Consider the following 17,489-nt stretch of genomic DNA (forward strand, 5'->3'; position numbering starts at 1 on the left):
GGAGATATCTGAATTTGAATGAGGTTGCCGGCCAGCGGCCGGCACTACCAGGGGCATTGGATCGCCAGCCAGCGGCCGGCACTACCGGGGACCATGGGTTGCCGGCCGGCGGACGGCATTAGCAGGAATCACCCGCGCAGGGTGGCGCCGCCGTCCACATACAGATCGCTCATCGCCACGTGCCCGGCCTGCTCGGAGAGCAGGAACATCACCGAGTGCGCGATGTCCTCCGGGGTGGCCAGTTTACGCATCGGGATGCCGGCCTTGTACGTCTCCAGGTTGCCGGCAATCACCCGCTCTGCGCCATGCTCGTCCTGCCACATGCCGGTCTGCATCGGGGTCAGCGTTGAACCCGGGGCGACGATATTGCAGCGGATGCCCAGCGGCGCCAGTTCCAACCCGAGGCAGCGGGTGAACATCGTGGCGGCGGCCTTGGACGCGGCATAGGCGGCCATGCCGTGCCGCGGCACGCCGGCGGCATTCGAACTGACGGCGACGATCGCGCCCTGTCGCCGTGGTGACATCACCCGCGCCAGCGCACGCCCAACATGGAACACGCCATCGGCGTTGACTGCGAACACCCGGCGCCAATCGGCATCCGCGGTCTCCGCAACAGCTCCCACATGCAGAACACCCGCCACACTGGCGGCAAGGCCAATGGCCCCGATGCTGGCTTCCACGCGATCCACCAAGGCGTCCACCGCTGCGCTGTCGGTCACATCGAGGGCAAACGCCTGCACACGTGCATCCGCGACCACGGGCGCCTCGCGATCGGTTGCCACCACCGTGCAGCCGGCCTCGGCCAACAGCCGAACCAGGGCCTCGCCGATGCCGCCGGCGGCGCCGGTCACCAGTGCCACGCGACCTTCAAAGCCGGTCAACTGCATGTTGCGATCTCCTGTTGCTCATCCCAGTGGCGCAGGCGCGCCGACAACCACGGTGCCAGCTGCGCCACCGCATCGCGTCCCGTCAGCTCGGCATGCAGGAACGGTAGTTCCAGCGCCTGCACCTTGCGCGCGTGCGTGCGCCACAGCGCCGACTGCAGCTGCGGCCGCGTCTGATGATCCCGGCCAGCGCGCACGTGCACCAGCGTGCCGTCGAACGGTTGGTGGATGTGTTCGCGGATCAAGCGATTGGTGCCGGTCACCGCACGCACCACGCCATCGAGCACTACATCCGGCAGGCTGCCGAGCGCACTACCACCGCGACGCAGGAAGGCAAGAATGCGTTCACGGCTGTCCAGCTCCGGATGCGCCTCCGGGTCATGGCCGGCAATCGCCAGCAGCGCACGCAGTGCGGCGATGGCATCCGGTTCCGGCTCGGCCCGCCAGCATTCGCTGGGATAGGCGTCGAGCAGCACCAGTTCACCGACTTCACGCCCGATTTCATGCAGGCGCACCGCCATCGCCTGGGCGAGGATGCCCCCCACCGACCAGCCCAGCAGATGCACCGGTCCCTTCGGCTGCAACGTGACCACCCGCTGCACATAGTTATTGGCCATGGCTTCGATGCTGGACGGCAACGGCTGCTTCGGATCCAGCGCGGGCGACTGCAGGCCATATACCGGGCGTGCCGGCTGCAGGGCGCGCGCCAGCGTCCGGTAGTTCCAGGCGATGCCACCGGCCGGGTGCAGCACGAACAACGGAGTGGGCCCATCAGCGTCAGTCGCAGCCAGCGAGATCACCGGGCCCAATGCGTGGTCGGCCAGCGCCGGCGGTTCGGCAATGCGCGTCGCCAATGCGGCCACGGTCGGCTGCGCGAACAAGGCACCGAGGCCGAAGTCACAGCGCCAGCGTTGTTCGATGGCCAGCAGCAGGTGCACCGCGGACAGCGAGTCGCCGCCGAGACTGAAGAAGTCCGCATCCACTGCCACCGCTGCCTCGCGGCCCAGCGCCTGTGCGAACAGCATTGCCAGTTCCTGCTCCAGCGGCGTGCGCGGCGCCAGTCCGGCAATCTCGCTCTGCGGCGGCTTCGGCAAGGCGTTGCGGTCGAGCTTGCCGTTGGCAGTCACCGGCCACTGATCCACGCCAACGAACGCCGACGGCACCATGTAGTCCGGCACGTGCGCGGCCAGGTGGCTGCGCAGCATCACGGCATCGGCAAGCGCCGCTGGCACATAGGCCACCAACCGGGCATCACCGGGGACATCCTGGCGCAGCAGCACCTCCACCCGCTCCATGCCCGGCAGCTCGCGCAATGCCGCTTCAATTTCACCTAGCTCGATGCGCAGGCCGCGCAGCTTTACCTGATGGTCGCTGCGGCCGAGGTACTCGACCGCACCATCGCCGCGCCAACGCCCCACGTCGCCGGTGCGGTAGATGCGCTCCCCTGGCAGGAAGGGATCGGCCAGGAAGCGTTCGGCGGTCAGGTCATCGCGGCCGAGATAGCCGCGTGCCAGCTGCACGCCGCCAAGGTACAGGTCACCAGCCACGCCCACCGGCAGCGGCTGCATCCGCGCGTCCAGCACGTACAGGCGGGTGTTCCAGACCGGGAAGCCGATCGGTACCGGCCGTGAGCGGTCCTGCGCCGACGCCGGCCAGTAGCTGACGTCCACGGCCGCTTCGGTCGGGCCATACAGGTTGTGCAGTTCGGCCTGCACGCGCCCATGGAAACGATCACGCAGCGATGCGTCCAGCGCTTCGCCACTGGTGAACACGCGGCGCAGCTGCAGGTCTTCGGAGGCCGGCGCGGCAAGGAACGCGTCGAGCATCGACGGCACGAAATGCGCGGTGGTGATGGCATGCGCACGGATCAGCCGCGCCAGCTCGGTCGGATCGCGATGCGCGTCCGGGCCCGCCACCACCAGCGTCGCGCCGCACAGCAGCGGCAGGAAGAACTCCCAGACCGAGACGTCGAACGTGGCTGGGGTCTTCTGCAGAACACGGTCATCGGAACGGATGCCGTAGTGCTCGCGCATCCACAGCAGGCGGTTGACGATGGCGCGGTGCTCGATGACCACGCCCTTCGGCTCGCCGGTCGAACCGGAGGTATAGATCACATAGGCTGCATCGCTGGGCGCCGGATCGGCCCACGGTGCTGCGAAACTCAGCGCGGTCCATTGATGGGGGGCAAGCACCGGCACGCCGTTCGTGCGCGCCGATACCTCTGCCGCAGCCAGTACGCACGCCGGCTGCGCCGAGGCGAGAATACGCGCGAGGCGCTCATCGGGATGGGCAAGGTCCAGCGGCAGGTAGGCGGCACCCGCGCGCAGCACCGCCACCAGCGCGATCACCAGCTCCAGCGAACGCGGCAGCGCCACCGCCACCACGCTGCCCGGACCGACCGCCATCGCCCGCAGCTGTGCCGCCAGCGCGAAACTGCGGGCCTCCAGCGTGGCGTGGTCCAGCGCGACGTCACCGAAAACCAGCGCAGGTGCGTGCGGATCACGGTCCATGCCCTGCTGCAGCAGTTCAACCAACGTGGTCGGTGGCAGCGCATGCGCGGTGGCATTGAAAGCATGCACCACCTGCTGCGCCTCTTCGACGGTGGCCAGCGGCACGGCCTCGATCTCTTCAGCCTCCAGCGCCGCCGACACGAAATGAAGCAACCGCGCCGCGTGCGCCTCGACATCCTCGCGACTGTACAGCGCGGGATTGCCCTCGATCTCCAGATCCAGCAGGTACTGGCCGTCACCACGGAAGCCAAGCGTCAGATCATCCACCGGCCCGGTGCACAGCACCTCCAGCGTCGCCTGCACGCCGGTCAGTGCCAGTGGCTTGTAGAACGGCTGCACATTCACCAGCGGACCGTGCAGGCGCTGCTGCGCGCCGACCAGGCCCAGGTCCCGGCGCAACTGCTCACCGCGGTAACGGCCGTGCTTGCGGCCCTGGCTGAGCTGCCGGCCCAGGCCGCGGGTAAAGGCCTCGACGCTGCCCTCACCGGCCGCCACACGCAGCGGCAACACATTCATCACCATCGCCGGCACACGGGCGGACGCGTTGCCAAGCCGCCCCATGTAAGGCACGCCCAGCACGACCTCATCGGTGGCGCTCATTCGTCGCAGATACTCGGCGGCGAGCGCGGCCAGTACATCCGGCCACGGCTGCAACCAGCGCCCCGAGGCCTGCAACAGCTGCTCTCGGAACCCCACATCCAGCGGCTGCACCCAGCGCAGCGCGTCGTCACTGGCCGCGAGCGTACCGGCCAGGCCCGCGCCCGCCGGCGCGCCCTGCATCTGCTCGCGCCACCACTGCCCGGCCTGCGTGCGACGCGGGTCGGCACGATAGGCGGCATCATCGGCCAGCACGCCCGCCAGTCCCGGCAGTGCCTCACCCGCACGACCGGCATACAAGGCGCATACGCGATCAGTGAACAGCGCCATGCCATAGCCATCGGCTGCAAGGTGATGCACACGCAGATACCAGACCCAGCGCTGCCCACCCAGATCGAACAACACCTGCTGGCTTATGCGGTCGCGGGTCGGATCGACCGCGCTGAGCCGGTCGGCCTGCATCACGGCACGCGCCGCCGATGCCGGCTCGGCCTCGACGGATAGATCGCGCAGCGAAAGCAGCGGCACATGTGCCGGGTCATGCCACTGCAGCGGCTGACCATCGCCCCCCTCGGCAAACCGCAGTGCGAAAGCCTCGGTTTCAACCGCGGCCCGGTTGGCAGCCGCCATGAATGCGGCCACGTCCAGCGCACCGTCGATCCACACCGCATGTGCGGTATTGAATGACGGATTGTCCGGTGCCAGCCGCTGCGCGAACCACAGTCCGGCCTGAGCCTCGGTCAGTGCCACCGGCGTGGCCAGCACAGCGACGTTCATGCGTTCTGCGCGGCCTGCAGCTTCTGCACCACACCCCACCACTGGCGCAGCGTGGTGTGCTCGGCCAACTGCGAGAACTCCAGCGGCAACCCGGTGTTGCCCCAGGCCAGGACCAGGCCGAGCATGCGCATCGAGTCCAGGTCCAGGTCGATCAGGTTGTCGTCGTCACCGATCTCGGCCGGCGTGCACTCCAGCACGCGCGCAACGTCGGCACGCATCCGCTCCATATCCAGCGCATCACCCGTGGCAGCCATCACAGCACCTCCAGCAGCTGATCGGTGGTCATCGGCACGCCACAGGTGCGTGCGATCCAGTGCAGCGCCTGATCGTGATCGGCACGCGAGAAGTCCGCCACCGCATCAGCCGCGATGAAGGCCTCGATATCGCGCTGGAAGGCCTCGACCGCCGTCGCGGTGCAGCCGATATGCGCGTACACGCCGGTGACCAGCAGCTGGTCGCGGCCACGTACCCGCATCAGCGTCTCCAGGTTGCTGCGCTGGAACGCGCTGTAGCGGTGCTTCACCAGCACATGCTCGGCCGGCTGCGGTGCCAGCGCCTCGATGATCGGCTCATGATCGGCACTGCGGCGCATACCCGGGCCCCACAGGTCGGCCTGCAGGCCACGGTCACGGCGGTCCTGGTCGCCATGCTGGGCGGTGTAGAACACCGGAATGCCCTGTGCGCGGCAATGCGCCAGCAGGCGCACGATATTGTCCACCGCCGGCCGCAGCGGCGTACTACCGGCGTCGAATGCCGCCAGGAAGTAGCGCTGCATGTCATGCACCAGCAGCGCAATACGATCACGCTGGGGGCGCCACGGGCCACGCGCCTGCGGCAGTTCGGCGGCGGTCGGCAAGGGGTAATCGGTGATACGGGGCAGCGCCATCAGCGCGTTCCTCCTGTCTGTTGCAGATGACGCGCACGCAGCTGCGCGCGCAGTTCGCGGCGGCTGATCTTGCCGACCGCGGTGGTATCGAAACTGTCGACGAACACGACCTGGTCCGGCACCTTGAACGCCGCCAGGCCGCGCGTACGCATCCAGGCCTTCAGTGCCGGCGCCTTGATCGGCTCCCCCTGCTGGATCACGAACGCGCAGCTGCGCTCACCGAGATACTCGTCGGGAATGGAGACCACGGCCGCGTCGAACACACCAGGGTGGGCCAGCAGGTGATCTTCAATCTCCTCGGCGGAGATTTTCTCGCCCGCCCGGTTGATGTGGTCACCGGCACGGCCCTGCACCACCAGATAGCCACCGGCCAGCTGCTGCACGCGGTCACCGGTTCGGTAGAAACCGTCGTCGGTGAACGAGCGCGCGTTGGCCACCGCATCGTTGTGATAGCCACGGATGGTGTACGGGCCGCGGGTCAGCAGATGGCCCACTTCGCCCTCAGCCACCGGCTGGTCGTGGTCATCGACCACGCGCACTTCGTCGTCCGGGCTGATCGGCCGGCCCTGGCAGGCCACGATCAGTTCCTCCGGATCATCCAGCCGGGTGTAGTTGACCAGGCCTTCGGCCATGCCAAACACCTGCTGCAGGGTGCAGCCCAGGCCGTCGATCACTCGCCGCGCAGCTTCCGGCACAAGCTTGGCGCCGCCCACCTGCAGTACCTGCAGGCTGGACAAGTCATGCTTGCTGCTGGCGGCCGCCTGTGCCCACAGCAGCGCCAGCGGCGGCACCAGGCCACAGCAGGTCACGCGCTCGCGGGCGATCAAAGGGAACGCCGCATCCGGGCCGGGGCCGGGGCTGAGCACTACGCGGGCGCCTGCATACAGCGCGCCGAAGAAGCCCGGCGAGCTCATCGGGAAATTGTGCGCGGCCGGCAGCGCGACCAGATACACGCTGTCGCGGTCGATGCCGCAGATGTCATTGCTGGCGCGGAACGAATAGATGTAGTCGTCGTGGGTACGCGGAATCAGCTTGGACAACCCGGTACTGCCACCGGAGATCTGCAGGAACGCCACCGACTGCGGATCCGGATCGGCCGGCAGCTGGCTGCGGTCGCCCTGCAGCGACTCCAGCGCGGTGAACTCCGCTGCATCGCCATCGATGACCACGTGGCGCAGCGCCGGCACCTCGGCCTGCAGCGCCCGCGCCAGCCCGCGATGATCAAAGCTGTCGTGCAGGTCGGCAGTGATGTAGGCACTGGCCTCGGCCTTGTTCGCGAAGTGCACCAGCTCGGTGATGCGGTGCGCAGGCAGCGCGTATACCGGCACCAGTCCGGCCCGGAACAGGCCACAGATCGTAGTGATGAAGCCGGCGGTGTTGCCCAGCTGCACCAGCACCCGCTCACCGGGCTGCAGGCCGAGTGCCAGCAGGCCGGCACCGATGCGACCGGCTTCGTGCCAAAGCTGCGCGTAGCTCAGGCGGACGTCACCGGCGACCACCGCGATGTCATCCGCATAGCGTTCCGCGCGCTCGCGCAGGAACGCCGGGAAGGTCTCGCCACGCCAGTGACCGGCCTCGCGATAGCGCGCAATCAGTTCATCAGGCCATACCTGCTGCAGTGACAGGCGGGAAGAATCAGCGGAGGTAGTCATGCGGCAGGCTCGATGGCGGGCGCCGATTCATGGACGCCCAGCGCGTTCAACAGGGCAGCGAACTTCGCTGCGGTTTCGGCCACCTCGGCCTCGGGTTGCGAATCGGCGACGATGCCGGCGCCTGCGTACAGGCGCAGCTGCGTGCCCTGCAGTCGCGCGCAGCGGATCGCCACGTACCAGTCGCCATCCCCCTGCGCGTCCAACCAGCCCACGGCGCCGGCGTAGAAGCCGCGCGGCACCGGTTCCAGTTCGCGGATGCGCTGCAGTGCCGCCAGCCGCGGCGTACCGCAGACCGCCGGTGTGGGGTGCAGCTGTGCCAGCAGTTCGGCGGCAGACGTCTGCGGATCCTTCAGGGTGGCATGGATGCGGGTGCCCAGGTGCCACATGCTGGCGGTGGCATGCAGCACCGGCCGTGGCTGTGCATCGATGTGGCTGCAGTACGGTGCCAGGCCCTCGACGATGGCGTCCACCACATGGCGATGCTCGTCATGGTCCTTGGTCGAGGCCAGCAGCGCCTGCGCGGCACGCTCGTCCTCGGCAGCATCGGCGCTGCGGCGTGCTGAACCGGCGAGCGGATGCGACAGCAGTTCGGCACCGCGCTTGCGCAGCAGCAGTTCCGGGGTTGCCCCCACCAGCCACGCCGGCGCCTGGCCCAGCTCCACCGGCAACGGCACCGCGTAGGTCGCCACCGACGGATCCGCGCCCAGGCGTGCCAGCAGCACGTCCGGCGACAGCGCCTGGCGGGTGCGTGCCAACAGGCTGCGCGCCAGCACCACCTTGTGCAGGTTCTGCTCGGGCGCACGCAGGACCTGCACCGCCGCGGCAACCGCTGACGCATAGTCCTGCGGCACAGGCTCGGCCCGCAGGGCGCCGTCCAGCGGCGGTGCGGCCTGCGGTTGCAGTGCCAGCGCAGGCAGCAGGCGCTCGGGCTGGTACAACGCATCGTCCGCGCGCGGTTCGAACGGCACCGCGCCAACCAGCAGGCCCGGACCGCCACGCTGCTGGGCAAAGAACGCCGAGACGCGTTCTGCCAATGTCGCCAGTGCACCGGCCGGCAGCGCGGCGCGGCACCCGCGTGCGTGCACGTGCTGGCCCGCATGCTGCAGCAGGAACAGCGACGCGTCGTCGGTGTTCTCCTGCGGCGCTGGCGCAGCCTCCGGCCACGCGCCCTGCATCAGGGAATCGTTCATGGGGTCTCCTTCATCCGATGCGCTGCGGCCAGCGCGCACAGCAACAGCAGCAGCGCGCCGACCAGCAGGTAAGGCAGGCTTGGCCCGCCGCGATACAACAGCGTGCCGAGCATCGGCCCGGCCACCATGCCCAGCCCCTGCGCGGCCGCCACCGTGCCGGCCGCGGCGCCCTGCTCGTGCGCCTCCACCGCATCGGCGGCCAGCGCCTGGAACGAGGGGAATACGAAACCCATGCCGAACGCGGCCAGCGCGTACGCCGCCGGCAACTGCCAGGCCTGCTGCACGCCCGCCACCGAAGCGAAGCCGATGCCGGAAATGAGCGCGCCGAGGACGATCCAGCGGCGTGGATGTACCTCCAGCTTCATCACCAGCGCCTGCGCCAGGATCAGGCCGACGCCAACCGCTGTGAGTGCAATGCCGGCCATGCGCGCGCCCGCAGCTGCATCCAGGCCGAGGCGGTCGATCGCGAAGAAGCCGACCGTGACCTGCGCGATGGTCACCGAGATCATGGCGATGAACGCCGCCAGCTGTGGCAGGCGCAGGCGCGGGTCGAGACGGCTCATCGGCTGGCGGCGTTGCGCAGAAGCGCTCTCCACCGGCGGTGTGGCCGGCAACCGCCACGCCAGCAATGCCAGCGCAAGCAGCGGCAACAATGCGGCCACATACAGCGCCAGCGACAGATTCGTATAGGCCAGCCAGCCAGCCGCCGCCGGCCCCAGCACCATGCCCAGCGCGTTGGCGCTGCCCAGGCGGGCGAGGAATTTCGCACGCTGCCCGGTCGGTGCCTTGTCGGCGATCAGCGCGGCAGCGGTGGGAGGCACGGCGGCGTAGAACAGGCCGATCAGGCCACGCGCACCGACCAGCACCAGCACCGACACCAGCACCGGCGGCACCGCCTGCAGGGCCACGTCGATGAACACCGCCAGCGCGATGTAGACCACGGTGTAAGCACTCATCGCCAGCATCAGCACGCGCTTGCGGCCGATGCGGTCGCTGAGCTGGCCCCACGGGCGCGCGGCCAGCATCCACAACACACCGGCGGCGGTGACCGAGAGGCCGGCATGCCACTCGGACAAGCCGAGCATGCGGACCACCGGGCCGATCACGGCGACGAAGGACATCATCGCCATGGTGCCGATCAGGGCAGCCAACACCAGCGCCGGCAAGCCGGGAACGACGGGACGTGCGTGCATGAAACACCAGCCGTAACAGGAAAGGATGGCCGGGCGCGTCTGTGCGCCCCGCCCGGCACCCGGTCCTACTCAGGACCCGATGCCATCCTTAAATGATAACGGCTCGTATTTGCATTTGATACCCATTCTCTTGAATGGGCATGTAACAGTGGGTTCAGCGCATTGCACGCAGGCCCAGCAGGCCACGGCGCTTGAACCACCACTCCAGCGGCAGCGTCACCAGCGGCGGGATCGCTGCCAGCAGGGCCAGGGCACTGGCCCACCACGGCCAGCGCAGGCGCATTGCCGCGAACAGCGTCACCGCCACATAGACCAGGAACGCCACGCCGTGCAGGGGTCCGAACAGCTTGACCAGTGCCACGTTGGCCATCGGGCCGTACTTCATCCACATGCCGATGAGCAGGCCGGCCCAGGTCACGGCCTCGATGAAAGCGACCGCCGCGAACAGGCGTCCGGCCGGGTGCATGGGGGAACGTTGGGTCACGCGGAGCTCCAGCATCGGGATATCAAATGCGAATGATACGCAGATGCGAACCCCATGTAGAGTCGAGCCGTGCTCGACTGCTGGAACGTGTCCACCAAGGTGGACACCTACCGGAGCACATCCGGCATAACCTGCTCGCCGATCTCGCGCAGCACCGTGTCCATCGGCCGTCCGTTGTCGACCAGATTGAACATCACATGCGCCACGCCCTGCGCATGCACGCGCCGCAGATAGTCGCGCAGCCCGTCGCGGCCGACCTTCAAGCCCAGCGGCAATGGTTCGGCTGGCGCCTGCGGATCCGCCTGCAGGTCCAGCAGCATCGACTGCACGAACGGCTTGCCTGGCCCGCCGCGCTGCACGAGCGCCTGCTGCCACAGGCCGATGCGTCCTTCCTGCGCAACCTCCTCGCGGTGATAGGTGGCCCAGCCTTCGCTTTCACGCGCGATCCATTGCAGGCTCTGCCGCGCAGTACCCACCACCAGCATCGGAATGCGCGTTGCCGGCGCCGGCAACACGTCGAAACCACCGGTCGCCTGCAGTACGGCGGTCCGTTCATCGGCCTCTGGTGACAACGCTGCGCGCAACAACGTCCAGCGCTCACGGAACGCCGCCGCCCTGCCCTCCAGATCCTCACCGAACGCGGCAAATTCTTCCGGACGGTCACCCGAACCCAGGCCCAGCACGAAGCGTCCGCCACTGATCCGGTCCAGGCTCAAGGCCGACTTCGCCACCTGCAGCGGCTGGCGCAATGGCAGCACGATGGCTGCGCTGCCGACCACGATGCGCTCGGTCGCGGCAGCCAGCATGCCCAGCCACAGGAACGGGTCATCCAGCGCACTCGCTGTTGCATCCGGGCCCTGTGGCACCATCAACGGTACATCGCGGGTCCACAGCGCGGCGAAGCCAAGCTCATCGGCCAGCCGCGCGATCCGCCTGGCTTCATGCGGATCGGCCAGCCCATGTGCGGCGACAGGCGTCATCAGGCCCAGGCTCAGACCCTGTTGCGGAAACAAGGCAGCGTAAGCAGGATTGAAATCACTCATGCCGCCAGCTTAGCGCGCAGGCCTGCGGCGACGATGACGCGCCGCCCACCACTGGAAGAACACTGCATGCCGACGATCCGCCCTGCCCACGTCGATGACCTGCCCGCGATCAGCGCGGTGTGCCTGGCTGCGTTCACTGCAGCGGTGGCGCCTTCGCTCAGCGCGGCCGGCATCGCCACCTTCGGCAGTGTCGCTGCAGCCGATGCGTTTGGTGCACGCCTGCAGGGTGACAACCACATCCTGGTGGCCGAGCAGGATGCGCGCGTAATCGGCATGGTCGAACTGAAGGAGGGCCGGCACCTGGCAATGCTGTTCGTCGATCCCGCGTGCCAGGGCCAAGGTATCGGCCATGCCTTGTTCGAAGCCGTGCTGCCGCAGGTACGCGAGCCGGTACTGACGGTGCGCGCCTCGCTCAACGCAGTGCCTACCTACCTGCGCTATGGCTTTGTGCTGGATGGGGAGGTCGGCGAGTTCAACGGGCTGGTGTACCAGCAGATGGTGCGGGCAGCGGCCTGAAGGCATCCGCCGGGCAATGCCCGACGGGCGTCATGCCCTGCGGCACGCCTGTCATAAGCAAACTGAATCAGCAGGCTTCCCGGCGGTTCCTACAATGGCCTGTCACCCTGCCCTTCGAGATGCTGCCGATGCGCGTCGCGCTTTCCGTGTTGCTGCTGGCCTCGGCGCTGAGCGCCTGCACCCCGGCCCCGGTATCCACCGCCAACTCCGCCGAGGCACCCGCGCCGGCGTCCGCCATCGCCTGGCGCCAGGGCGATGTGGACGATGCCTTCGCCGAAGCCGCCGACAGCGGCAAGCCGGTGCTGCTGTACTGGGGCGCGGTCTGGTGCCCGCCGTGCAACCAGCTCAAGGCGGGCCTGTTCAAGGACCCGGCCTTCATCGCGCTGACCAGCAAATTCGTTCCCGTCTACCTGGATGGCGACGAGGAAGGTGCGCAGGCCTGGGGCGAACGCTTCGGCGTACGCGGCTATCCGACCCTGATCGTGCTGGACCCACAGCGCAACGAAATCACCCGCGTGGCCGGTGGCAATGACGCCGCCGAACTGACCCGGGCCCTGACCGTCGCTGCAGGCCGCCGCAGTGCTGTTGCCGCCACCTTGGCCACCGCGCTGGCAACGCCGGACCGGCTGGCCGCCGAAGACTGGCAGGTGCTGGGCGACTATGGCTGGGAAGTGGACGCCAACCGCCTGGCCGGCGAGCGCAGGAGCCAGGATGTGCTGCGCCAGTTGTCCAGGGCGGCACCCGACGCCGCCCTGCAGCGCCGTTTCGCCCTGCTGGCTCTGGCTACAGCCGAAAAGCCCGATACCTCGCCCACCGAAGTGCGCGAGCTGCTGCAGGCCGTACTGGCACAACCGGCGGAAGTGCGCCGCAACCGTGAGTTGCTCGGCTATGCAGGTGTGCAGCTGGTCAAGCAGGCCAGTGCCGGGCCGGCCACGTCCAACACCCTGGGCCAGCAATTGCTGGTCGCACTGGAGCGCGCCGATGCCGAGCGCGGTGATCGCGCCGACGACGCGTTGTCGCGTGCGCTGACCGAAGTATCGCTGGCCCGCCAGCAGCAGCCCAAGGGCGCACTGCCCGCGGCGCTGGTCGAGCGGGTCAAGCAGCGCGTGGCCGCTGCCGATGCCGCCGCCACCGATGCGCATGCACGCCAGGCCACGATCAGCAGCGCGGTGTACGCATTGCGCGAGGTAGGTGACGACGCGGGTGCCGAGGCACTGTTGCTGGCCGAGCTGAAGCGCAGCGAGCAACCGTACTACTACATGCCCGAACTGGCCGAACTGGCCGAGCAGCGCGGCGACACCGCCGGCGCGCTGGAGTGGCTGAAGCGCGCCTACGACGGTGCGCAGGGCCCGGCCACCCGCGTGCAATGGGGCGTGCTGTACGTGGAAGGTCTGCTGAAGCTGGCGCCGGACGATGCACCGCGCATCGAGCAGGCCACCGCCTCGCTGATCGCCGAACTGGAAGCGCAGCCGTCGGGCTACCACCAGCGCACCCGCCAGCGCTTCGAGCGACTTGCCGGGCAGTTGAAGGCGTGGAGCGGCAAGCATCAGGGTGCGGAGACGCTGGCACGGCTGCAGCAGCGGATGCAGCAGGCGTGCGGTGACCAGGTGGATGGCGCCTGTAAGGACTGGTTGAGCTGAGTTGATGAAAGCGCTGGCGGCGGGTTCGCCGGCCGGCGCTTTTGTTGATCCGTGTGGGAGGGGGCGGGGGCAGCGCATCAGCGCGCCGGTGAGGGTTCGGAAAGCGGGTTCTGGTAGTGCCGGCCGCTGGCCGGCAACCCGACCTTCGCTGAATGCCGGCCAGCGGCCGGCACTACCATGCCTCGGCCTTGACCTCTTGATCTCTTGACCTCAACCATTGTTGAGGTGCGATAACAGTCTCCCCACGGCCAGCCCCTCTGGCCTTCCCCACGGAGATTGCTTCGATGTCGTACTCGCTTCCCCCGCTCCCCTACGCCTACGACGCCCTCGAGCCGCACTTCGATGCGCGCACGATGGATATCCACCACAGCAAGCACCACCAGACCTACGTCAACAACCTCAATGCCGCGATCGAGCAGGCCGGCATCGCCGAGCAGCCGGTCGAGGCGCTGATCGCCAACCTCGATGCAGTGCCCGAGGCGCAGCGTGGCGCAGTCCGCAACAACGGCGGTGGCCACGCCAACCACAGCCTGTTCTGGACCGTGCTCAGCGCCAACGGCGGCACGCCCGATGATGAGCTGGCCGCCGCCATCGGCCGCGATCTGGGTGGCTTCGATGCCTTCAAGGAGGCCTTCACCAAGGCCGCGCAGACCCGCTTCGGCAGTGGCTGGGCCTGGCTGACCAGCGATCGCGATGGCCGCCTGCAAGTCGAAAGCAGCGCCAACCAGGACAGCCCGCTGATGGGTGCAACGGTCGGCCTGTCCGGCAATACCCCGATCCTGGCGCTGGACGTCTGGGAACACGCCTACTACCTGCACTACCAGAACCGCCGCCCGGACTACATCGGTGCGTTCTTCAACATCATCAACTGGGCCGAGGTCGGCCGGCGCTACCGCCAGGCCCGGGCCTCATGAGCGGCGAGACACTGCCGTACGCCGGGCCGTGGGCGGGGGTCTTCCCCGCCCCGGCCCCGGTGCCGTCGGTCGAGATGCCGCCGCGTGCCCTACGGCGGCTGCTCGGCCATTTCCCCACCGGCGTGGCCATCGTCTGCGCGCGCGATGCGCAGGGAAAGCCGGTCGGCCTAACCATCAACTCATTCGTGCCGGTGTCATTGCAGCCGCCACTGGTGCTGTGGAACCTGGCGTTGCACGCGCAGAGTCTTTCCACCTTCCAGCGCGCCACCCGCTTTGCGATCAGCGTGCTGGCGGCCGACCAGGAAGCACTGGCCCGGCGCTTTGCCGATCCGCAGGTACGCAACCGCTTCGACGGCCTCGCATTGCTGGATGACGACGAGGACGCCCCGCCACGCATCGCTGGCGCGGTAGCGCATCTCACCTGTACCCGCCACGCACAGTGGCCGGTGGGCGATCACCTGTTGCTGGCCGGCCGCATCATCGAAGTGCACGAGAACGGAGGCGCGCCGCTGCTGTTCCATCGCGGCCGCTTCCAGCCCGGACCGGCCGAGCTGCTGGTGGAGGTGCGATGATGAACATCGAGGCTCTGGAATGCATGCTGGCCAGCGGCAAGGACGGCGCGCTGCTGCGCTTTGGCCTGGGCAAGGGCTGGCTGGATGCCGGCAACCCGGTGCGCGCAGCGACCCATCTGGGCCGTTGCGTGGTCCTTGATCCGCAGTATTCGGCAGCGTGGAAGCTGCTGGGCAAAGCCTGGCTGGCCAGTGGCCAGCCGCAGGCGGCGCGCGAAGCGTGGCAACGCGGTTTGAGCGTGGCCGGCAGCAAGGGCGACCAGCAGGCACGCAAGGAAATGCAGGTATTCCTGCGCCGCCTGGACCGCGAGCAGGCGGACCTGGCGAAGGCGGGCTGAGTCGATCAGCCCGCGTTGGCCGATGCCGGTGCGGACATGATGTCCGACATCGGCAGGCGGCGCGGCTTGCTCGGGAACGCGTGGCGCAGGATGCGCCAGACCACCTGGCCGAACTGGCGCGGCAGCGAGCCGTTGTTGTAGTGCTGGCCGTAGCGACGGCAGATGTCCTTCACTTCCTTGGCGATGGCCGCATAGCGGTTGGCCGGCAGGTCCGGGTAGAAGTGGTGCTCGATCTGGTGGCTGAGGTTGCCCGACAGCACGTTGATCAGGAAGCCGCCGCTGATGTTGGACGAACCGCGCAGCTGGCGCAGGTACCAATGGCCGCGCGACTCATTGCGCAGGCATTCCTTCGGGAAGGTTTCCGATTCGGCGGTGAAGTGGCCGCAGAAGATGATCACGTAGGTCCAGATGTTGCGCAGGCCGTTGGCTACCATGTTGCCCAGCATCACGGTGAGGAAGAACGGGCCGGCCAGCAGCGGGAAGAACACGTAGTCCTTCAGCACCTGACGGGCCATTTTTCGCGCCACCGGGCGGGTCTGCATCCACATCGCACGGCCACTGATGCGGCCCTTCAGCCAACGGCCCAGGCGCAGGTCCTGCGCGGCCACGCCCCACTGGAACAGCAGCGCGAAGATCGGCGCGATGATCGGCTGCAGCAGGTAGAACGGCTTCCAGCGCTGTTCCGGGAAGATGCGCAGCAGGCCGTAGCCGATGTCATCGTCCATGCCACGCACGTTGGTGTAGGTGTGGTGGCGGAAATTGTGGGTCTTGCGCCAGTTGTCGGCGGTGGCAACGATGTCCCACTCGTAGGTGTTGCCATTGAGCTTGGGGTCGCCGGTCCAGTCGAACTGGCCGTGCATGACGTTGTGGCCCAGCTCCATGTTCTCCAGGATCTTCGACAGCGCCAGCAGCAGCGTGCCGGTGATCGCGGCCGGCCACAGCAGCGGCATCCAGAACAACGGCGAGAACGCCGCCAGGAACAGCAGGCCACGGCCACCCACGCCGAACCAGCGCACGGCGGCGGCCACGCGGCGGATGTAGCGGGTATCGGAAGCGCCAAGGCTGCCGATCACGCGGTCGCGGATCGCATCGAGTTCCTGGCCGAAGGCTTGCATCTCGGTGGTGCTCAGAGCACGGTCGGTAGCGCGGGTCATGGCAACGGGTCCTCAGAGATCCAGGGTCAGGTCGGTGGTCGGCGCGCTCACGCAGATCCGCACCGGCTGCGCCGATTCGGACTGCAGGTCGCCGGTGCGCAGGTGGCGGGTGGCGCCACTGACGCGATCACAACTACAACTGTTACAGATACCCATGCGGCAGCCATGCTTGGGCTTGATGCCATGGGCTTCGAGGCTTTCCAGCAGTGAGCGACCACGCGGCACGCTCAATTGGCGGCCACTGCGCGCAAGCGTCAGCGACACCTCACCTTCGCTGCTGGCATCGCGCAGCGGCGCCGGCGGTGTGAAGGCTTCGGCCTGGAAACCGGCCACCTGGTGCGCCAGACGCTCGCGCGCGGCGGCAACGAATCCATCCGGGCCGCAGGCCAGCACATGGCGCTGCGCCAGCGGCGTGTCATCGCCGGGCACCAGCAGATCATGGGTATCGATACGCGCGGCCGGCGCCTCACCCTCGCGGGTGGTCAGCAGATGCACGCGCAGGTTCGGATGCGCTGCGGCCAGCGCCTGCAGTTCATCACGGAACTGCAGATGGGCAGCGGTGCGCTCCCAGTAGAACAGGTCCACGGGCGCGGCCAGCGGGCGCTGGCAGGCCTCGCGCAACAGGCTGCGCATCGGCGTGATGCCACTGCCGGCCGCCAGCAGCAGCACCGGCGCCGCGGCCGGCAACTGGAATTCGCCGAAGGCGGCATCGAGGCGGAACAGTTCGCCCGGCTGCGCATGATTGACCAGATGCTGGCTGACCCGGCCGCCGTCGATCGCCTTGACGGTGATCGCCAGCTCGCGCCGACCGAGTGCGGTGGGGCTGTAGCTGCGCTGCCACAGGCGCCCTTCAATCTCGACGCCGAGGGTGACGTGCTGGCCAGCGCGCATGCCGGCCCAGTGCCGGTTGGTGCGCAGGACCAGGGTCGCCGCGCCCTCGCCGGCCGGCTCGCGCCGGACCAGGCGGGCCACCGGCTCGCGCAGGGTCCACAGGGGATTGAGCTGGCCCGCCCAGAAATCGAACAGCGACGGCGAGACCCAGCGGTACGGAGAGAACAGGGACGGACGGACGACAGCGCTCATGAGCGAACTATACGGGCGCACATACACCTGTGTATACATGTGTATATTGAACCGGATTG

The 17,489-nt window shown here is 68.3% G+C and carries 16 protein-coding genes; 5 read left to right on the forward strand and 11 right to left on the reverse strand.

Going from position 1 to position 17,489, the window contains the following annotated elements; all coding sequences use genetic code 11:
- Nucleotides 1-128: 128 nt before the first annotated feature.
- The 9 genes from AC3ITW_RS12970 to AC3ITW_RS13010 form a co-directional block, all read right to left on the reverse strand.
- The gene (locus AC3ITW_RS12970; protein ID WP_489389608.1) at nucleotides 129-887 is read right to left on the reverse strand and encodes a 2,3-dihydro-2,3-dihydroxybenzoate dehydrogenase; all 759 of its coding nucleotides are present in this window, start codon (nucleotides 885-887) and stop codon (nucleotides 129-131) included.
- Entirely contained in the window at nucleotides 878-4,768 is a 3,891-nt protein-coding gene (locus tag AC3ITW_RS12975; protein ID WP_489389609.1) for an enterobactin synthase subunit F, read from the reverse strand. Before AC3ITW_RS12975 ends, AC3ITW_RS12970 begins: the two co-directional genes overlap by 10 nt.
- Nucleotides 4,765-5,022 carry a phosphopantetheine-binding protein gene (locus AC3ITW_RS12980; RefSeq protein ID WP_489389610.1) on the reverse strand — a complete coding sequence of 86 codons (258 nt, stop codon included), beginning with the start codon at nucleotides 5,020-5,022 and terminating at the stop codon, nucleotides 4,765-4,767. Before AC3ITW_RS12980 ends, AC3ITW_RS12975 begins: the two co-directional genes overlap by 4 nt.
- Complete coding sequence (locus tag AC3ITW_RS12985; protein ID WP_489389611.1) at nucleotides 5,022-5,654, reverse strand: isochorismatase family protein; 633 nt, start codon at nucleotides 5,652-5,654, stop codon at nucleotides 5,022-5,024. The genes AC3ITW_RS12980 and AC3ITW_RS12985 overlap by 1 nt, the downstream gene beginning before the upstream one ends.
- Nucleotides 5,654-7,306, reverse strand: coding sequence for a (2,3-dihydroxybenzoyl)adenylate synthase (locus AC3ITW_RS12990; RefSeq protein WP_489389612.1), 1,653 nt, complete (start codon nucleotides 7,304-7,306; stop codon nucleotides 5,654-5,656). Before AC3ITW_RS12990 ends, AC3ITW_RS12985 begins: the two co-directional genes overlap by 1 nt.
- A complete protein-coding gene (locus AC3ITW_RS12995; protein ID WP_489389613.1) occupies nucleotides 7,303-8,496 on the reverse strand; it encodes an isochorismate synthase in 1,194 nt (397 codons plus the stop codon). Before AC3ITW_RS12995 ends, AC3ITW_RS12990 begins: the two co-directional genes overlap by 4 nt.
- Nucleotides 8,493-9,689: an MFS transporter gene (locus tag AC3ITW_RS13000; RefSeq protein ID WP_489389614.1), complete on the reverse strand. Its 1,197-nt coding sequence runs from the start codon at nucleotides 9,687-9,689 to the stop codon at nucleotides 8,493-8,495. Before AC3ITW_RS13000 ends, AC3ITW_RS12995 begins: the two co-directional genes overlap by 4 nt.
- 154 nt (nucleotides 9,690-9,843) lie before the next feature.
- Nucleotides 9,844-10,155 carry a DUF3817 domain-containing protein gene (locus AC3ITW_RS13005; protein ID WP_065723493.1) on the reverse strand — a complete coding sequence of 104 codons (312 nt, stop codon included), beginning with the start codon at nucleotides 10,153-10,155 and terminating at the stop codon, nucleotides 9,844-9,846.
- A gap of 125 nt (nucleotides 10,156-10,280) precedes the next feature.
- Nucleotides 10,281-11,216: a TIGR03571 family LLM class oxidoreductase gene (locus AC3ITW_RS13010; protein WP_489389615.1), complete on the reverse strand. Its 936-nt coding sequence runs from the start codon at nucleotides 11,214-11,216 to the stop codon at nucleotides 10,281-10,283.
- 66 nt (nucleotides 11,217-11,282) lie between these two features.
- On the opposite strand from AC3ITW_RS13010, the gene AC3ITW_RS13015 reads away from it, so the two are divergent.
- From AC3ITW_RS13015 to AC3ITW_RS13035, 5 genes are all read left to right on the forward strand, one after another.
- Nucleotides 11,283-11,732, forward strand: a complete 450-nt coding sequence (locus tag AC3ITW_RS13015; protein ID WP_012511309.1) for a GNAT family N-acetyltransferase — start codon at nucleotides 11,283-11,285, stop codon at nucleotides 11,730-11,732.
- A gap of 119 nt (nucleotides 11,733-11,851) precedes the next feature.
- Entirely contained in the window at nucleotides 11,852-13,372 is a 1,521-nt protein-coding gene (locus tag AC3ITW_RS13020) for a thioredoxin family protein (RefSeq protein WP_489389616.1), read from the forward strand.
- A gap of 284 nt (nucleotides 13,373-13,656) precedes the next feature.
- Nucleotides 13,657-14,286 (forward strand): superoxide dismutase, encoded by a 630-nt coding sequence (locus tag AC3ITW_RS13025; protein WP_489389617.1) that lies wholly within the window; start codon nucleotides 13,657-13,659, stop codon nucleotides 14,284-14,286.
- Entirely contained in the window at nucleotides 14,283-14,858 is a 576-nt protein-coding gene (locus tag AC3ITW_RS13030) for a flavin reductase family protein (RefSeq protein WP_121503492.1), read from the forward strand. Before AC3ITW_RS13025 ends, AC3ITW_RS13030 begins: the two co-directional genes overlap by 4 nt.
- Nucleotides 14,858-15,193 carry a tetratricopeptide repeat protein gene (locus AC3ITW_RS13035; protein WP_032129997.1) on the forward strand — a complete coding sequence of 112 codons (336 nt, stop codon included), beginning with the start codon at nucleotides 14,858-14,860 and terminating at the stop codon, nucleotides 15,191-15,193. The genes AC3ITW_RS13030 and AC3ITW_RS13035 overlap by 1 nt, the downstream gene beginning before the upstream one ends.
- A gap of 5 nt (nucleotides 15,194-15,198) precedes the next feature.
- Here the strand turns inward: AC3ITW_RS13035 and AC3ITW_RS13040 are convergent, their stop codons facing one another.
- Entirely contained in the window at nucleotides 15,199-16,347 is a 1,149-nt protein-coding gene (locus tag AC3ITW_RS13040; protein WP_046986157.1) for a fatty acid desaturase family protein, read from the reverse strand.
- Between the two features lie 12 nt (nucleotides 16,348-16,359).
- Entirely contained in the window at nucleotides 16,360-17,430 is a 1,071-nt protein-coding gene (locus AC3ITW_RS13045) for a ferredoxin reductase (protein ID WP_050559890.1), read from the reverse strand.
- Between the last annotated feature and the right edge of the window lie 59 nt (nucleotides 17,431-17,489).

The organism is Stenotrophomonas sp. KH_052, assembly GCF_057838755.1.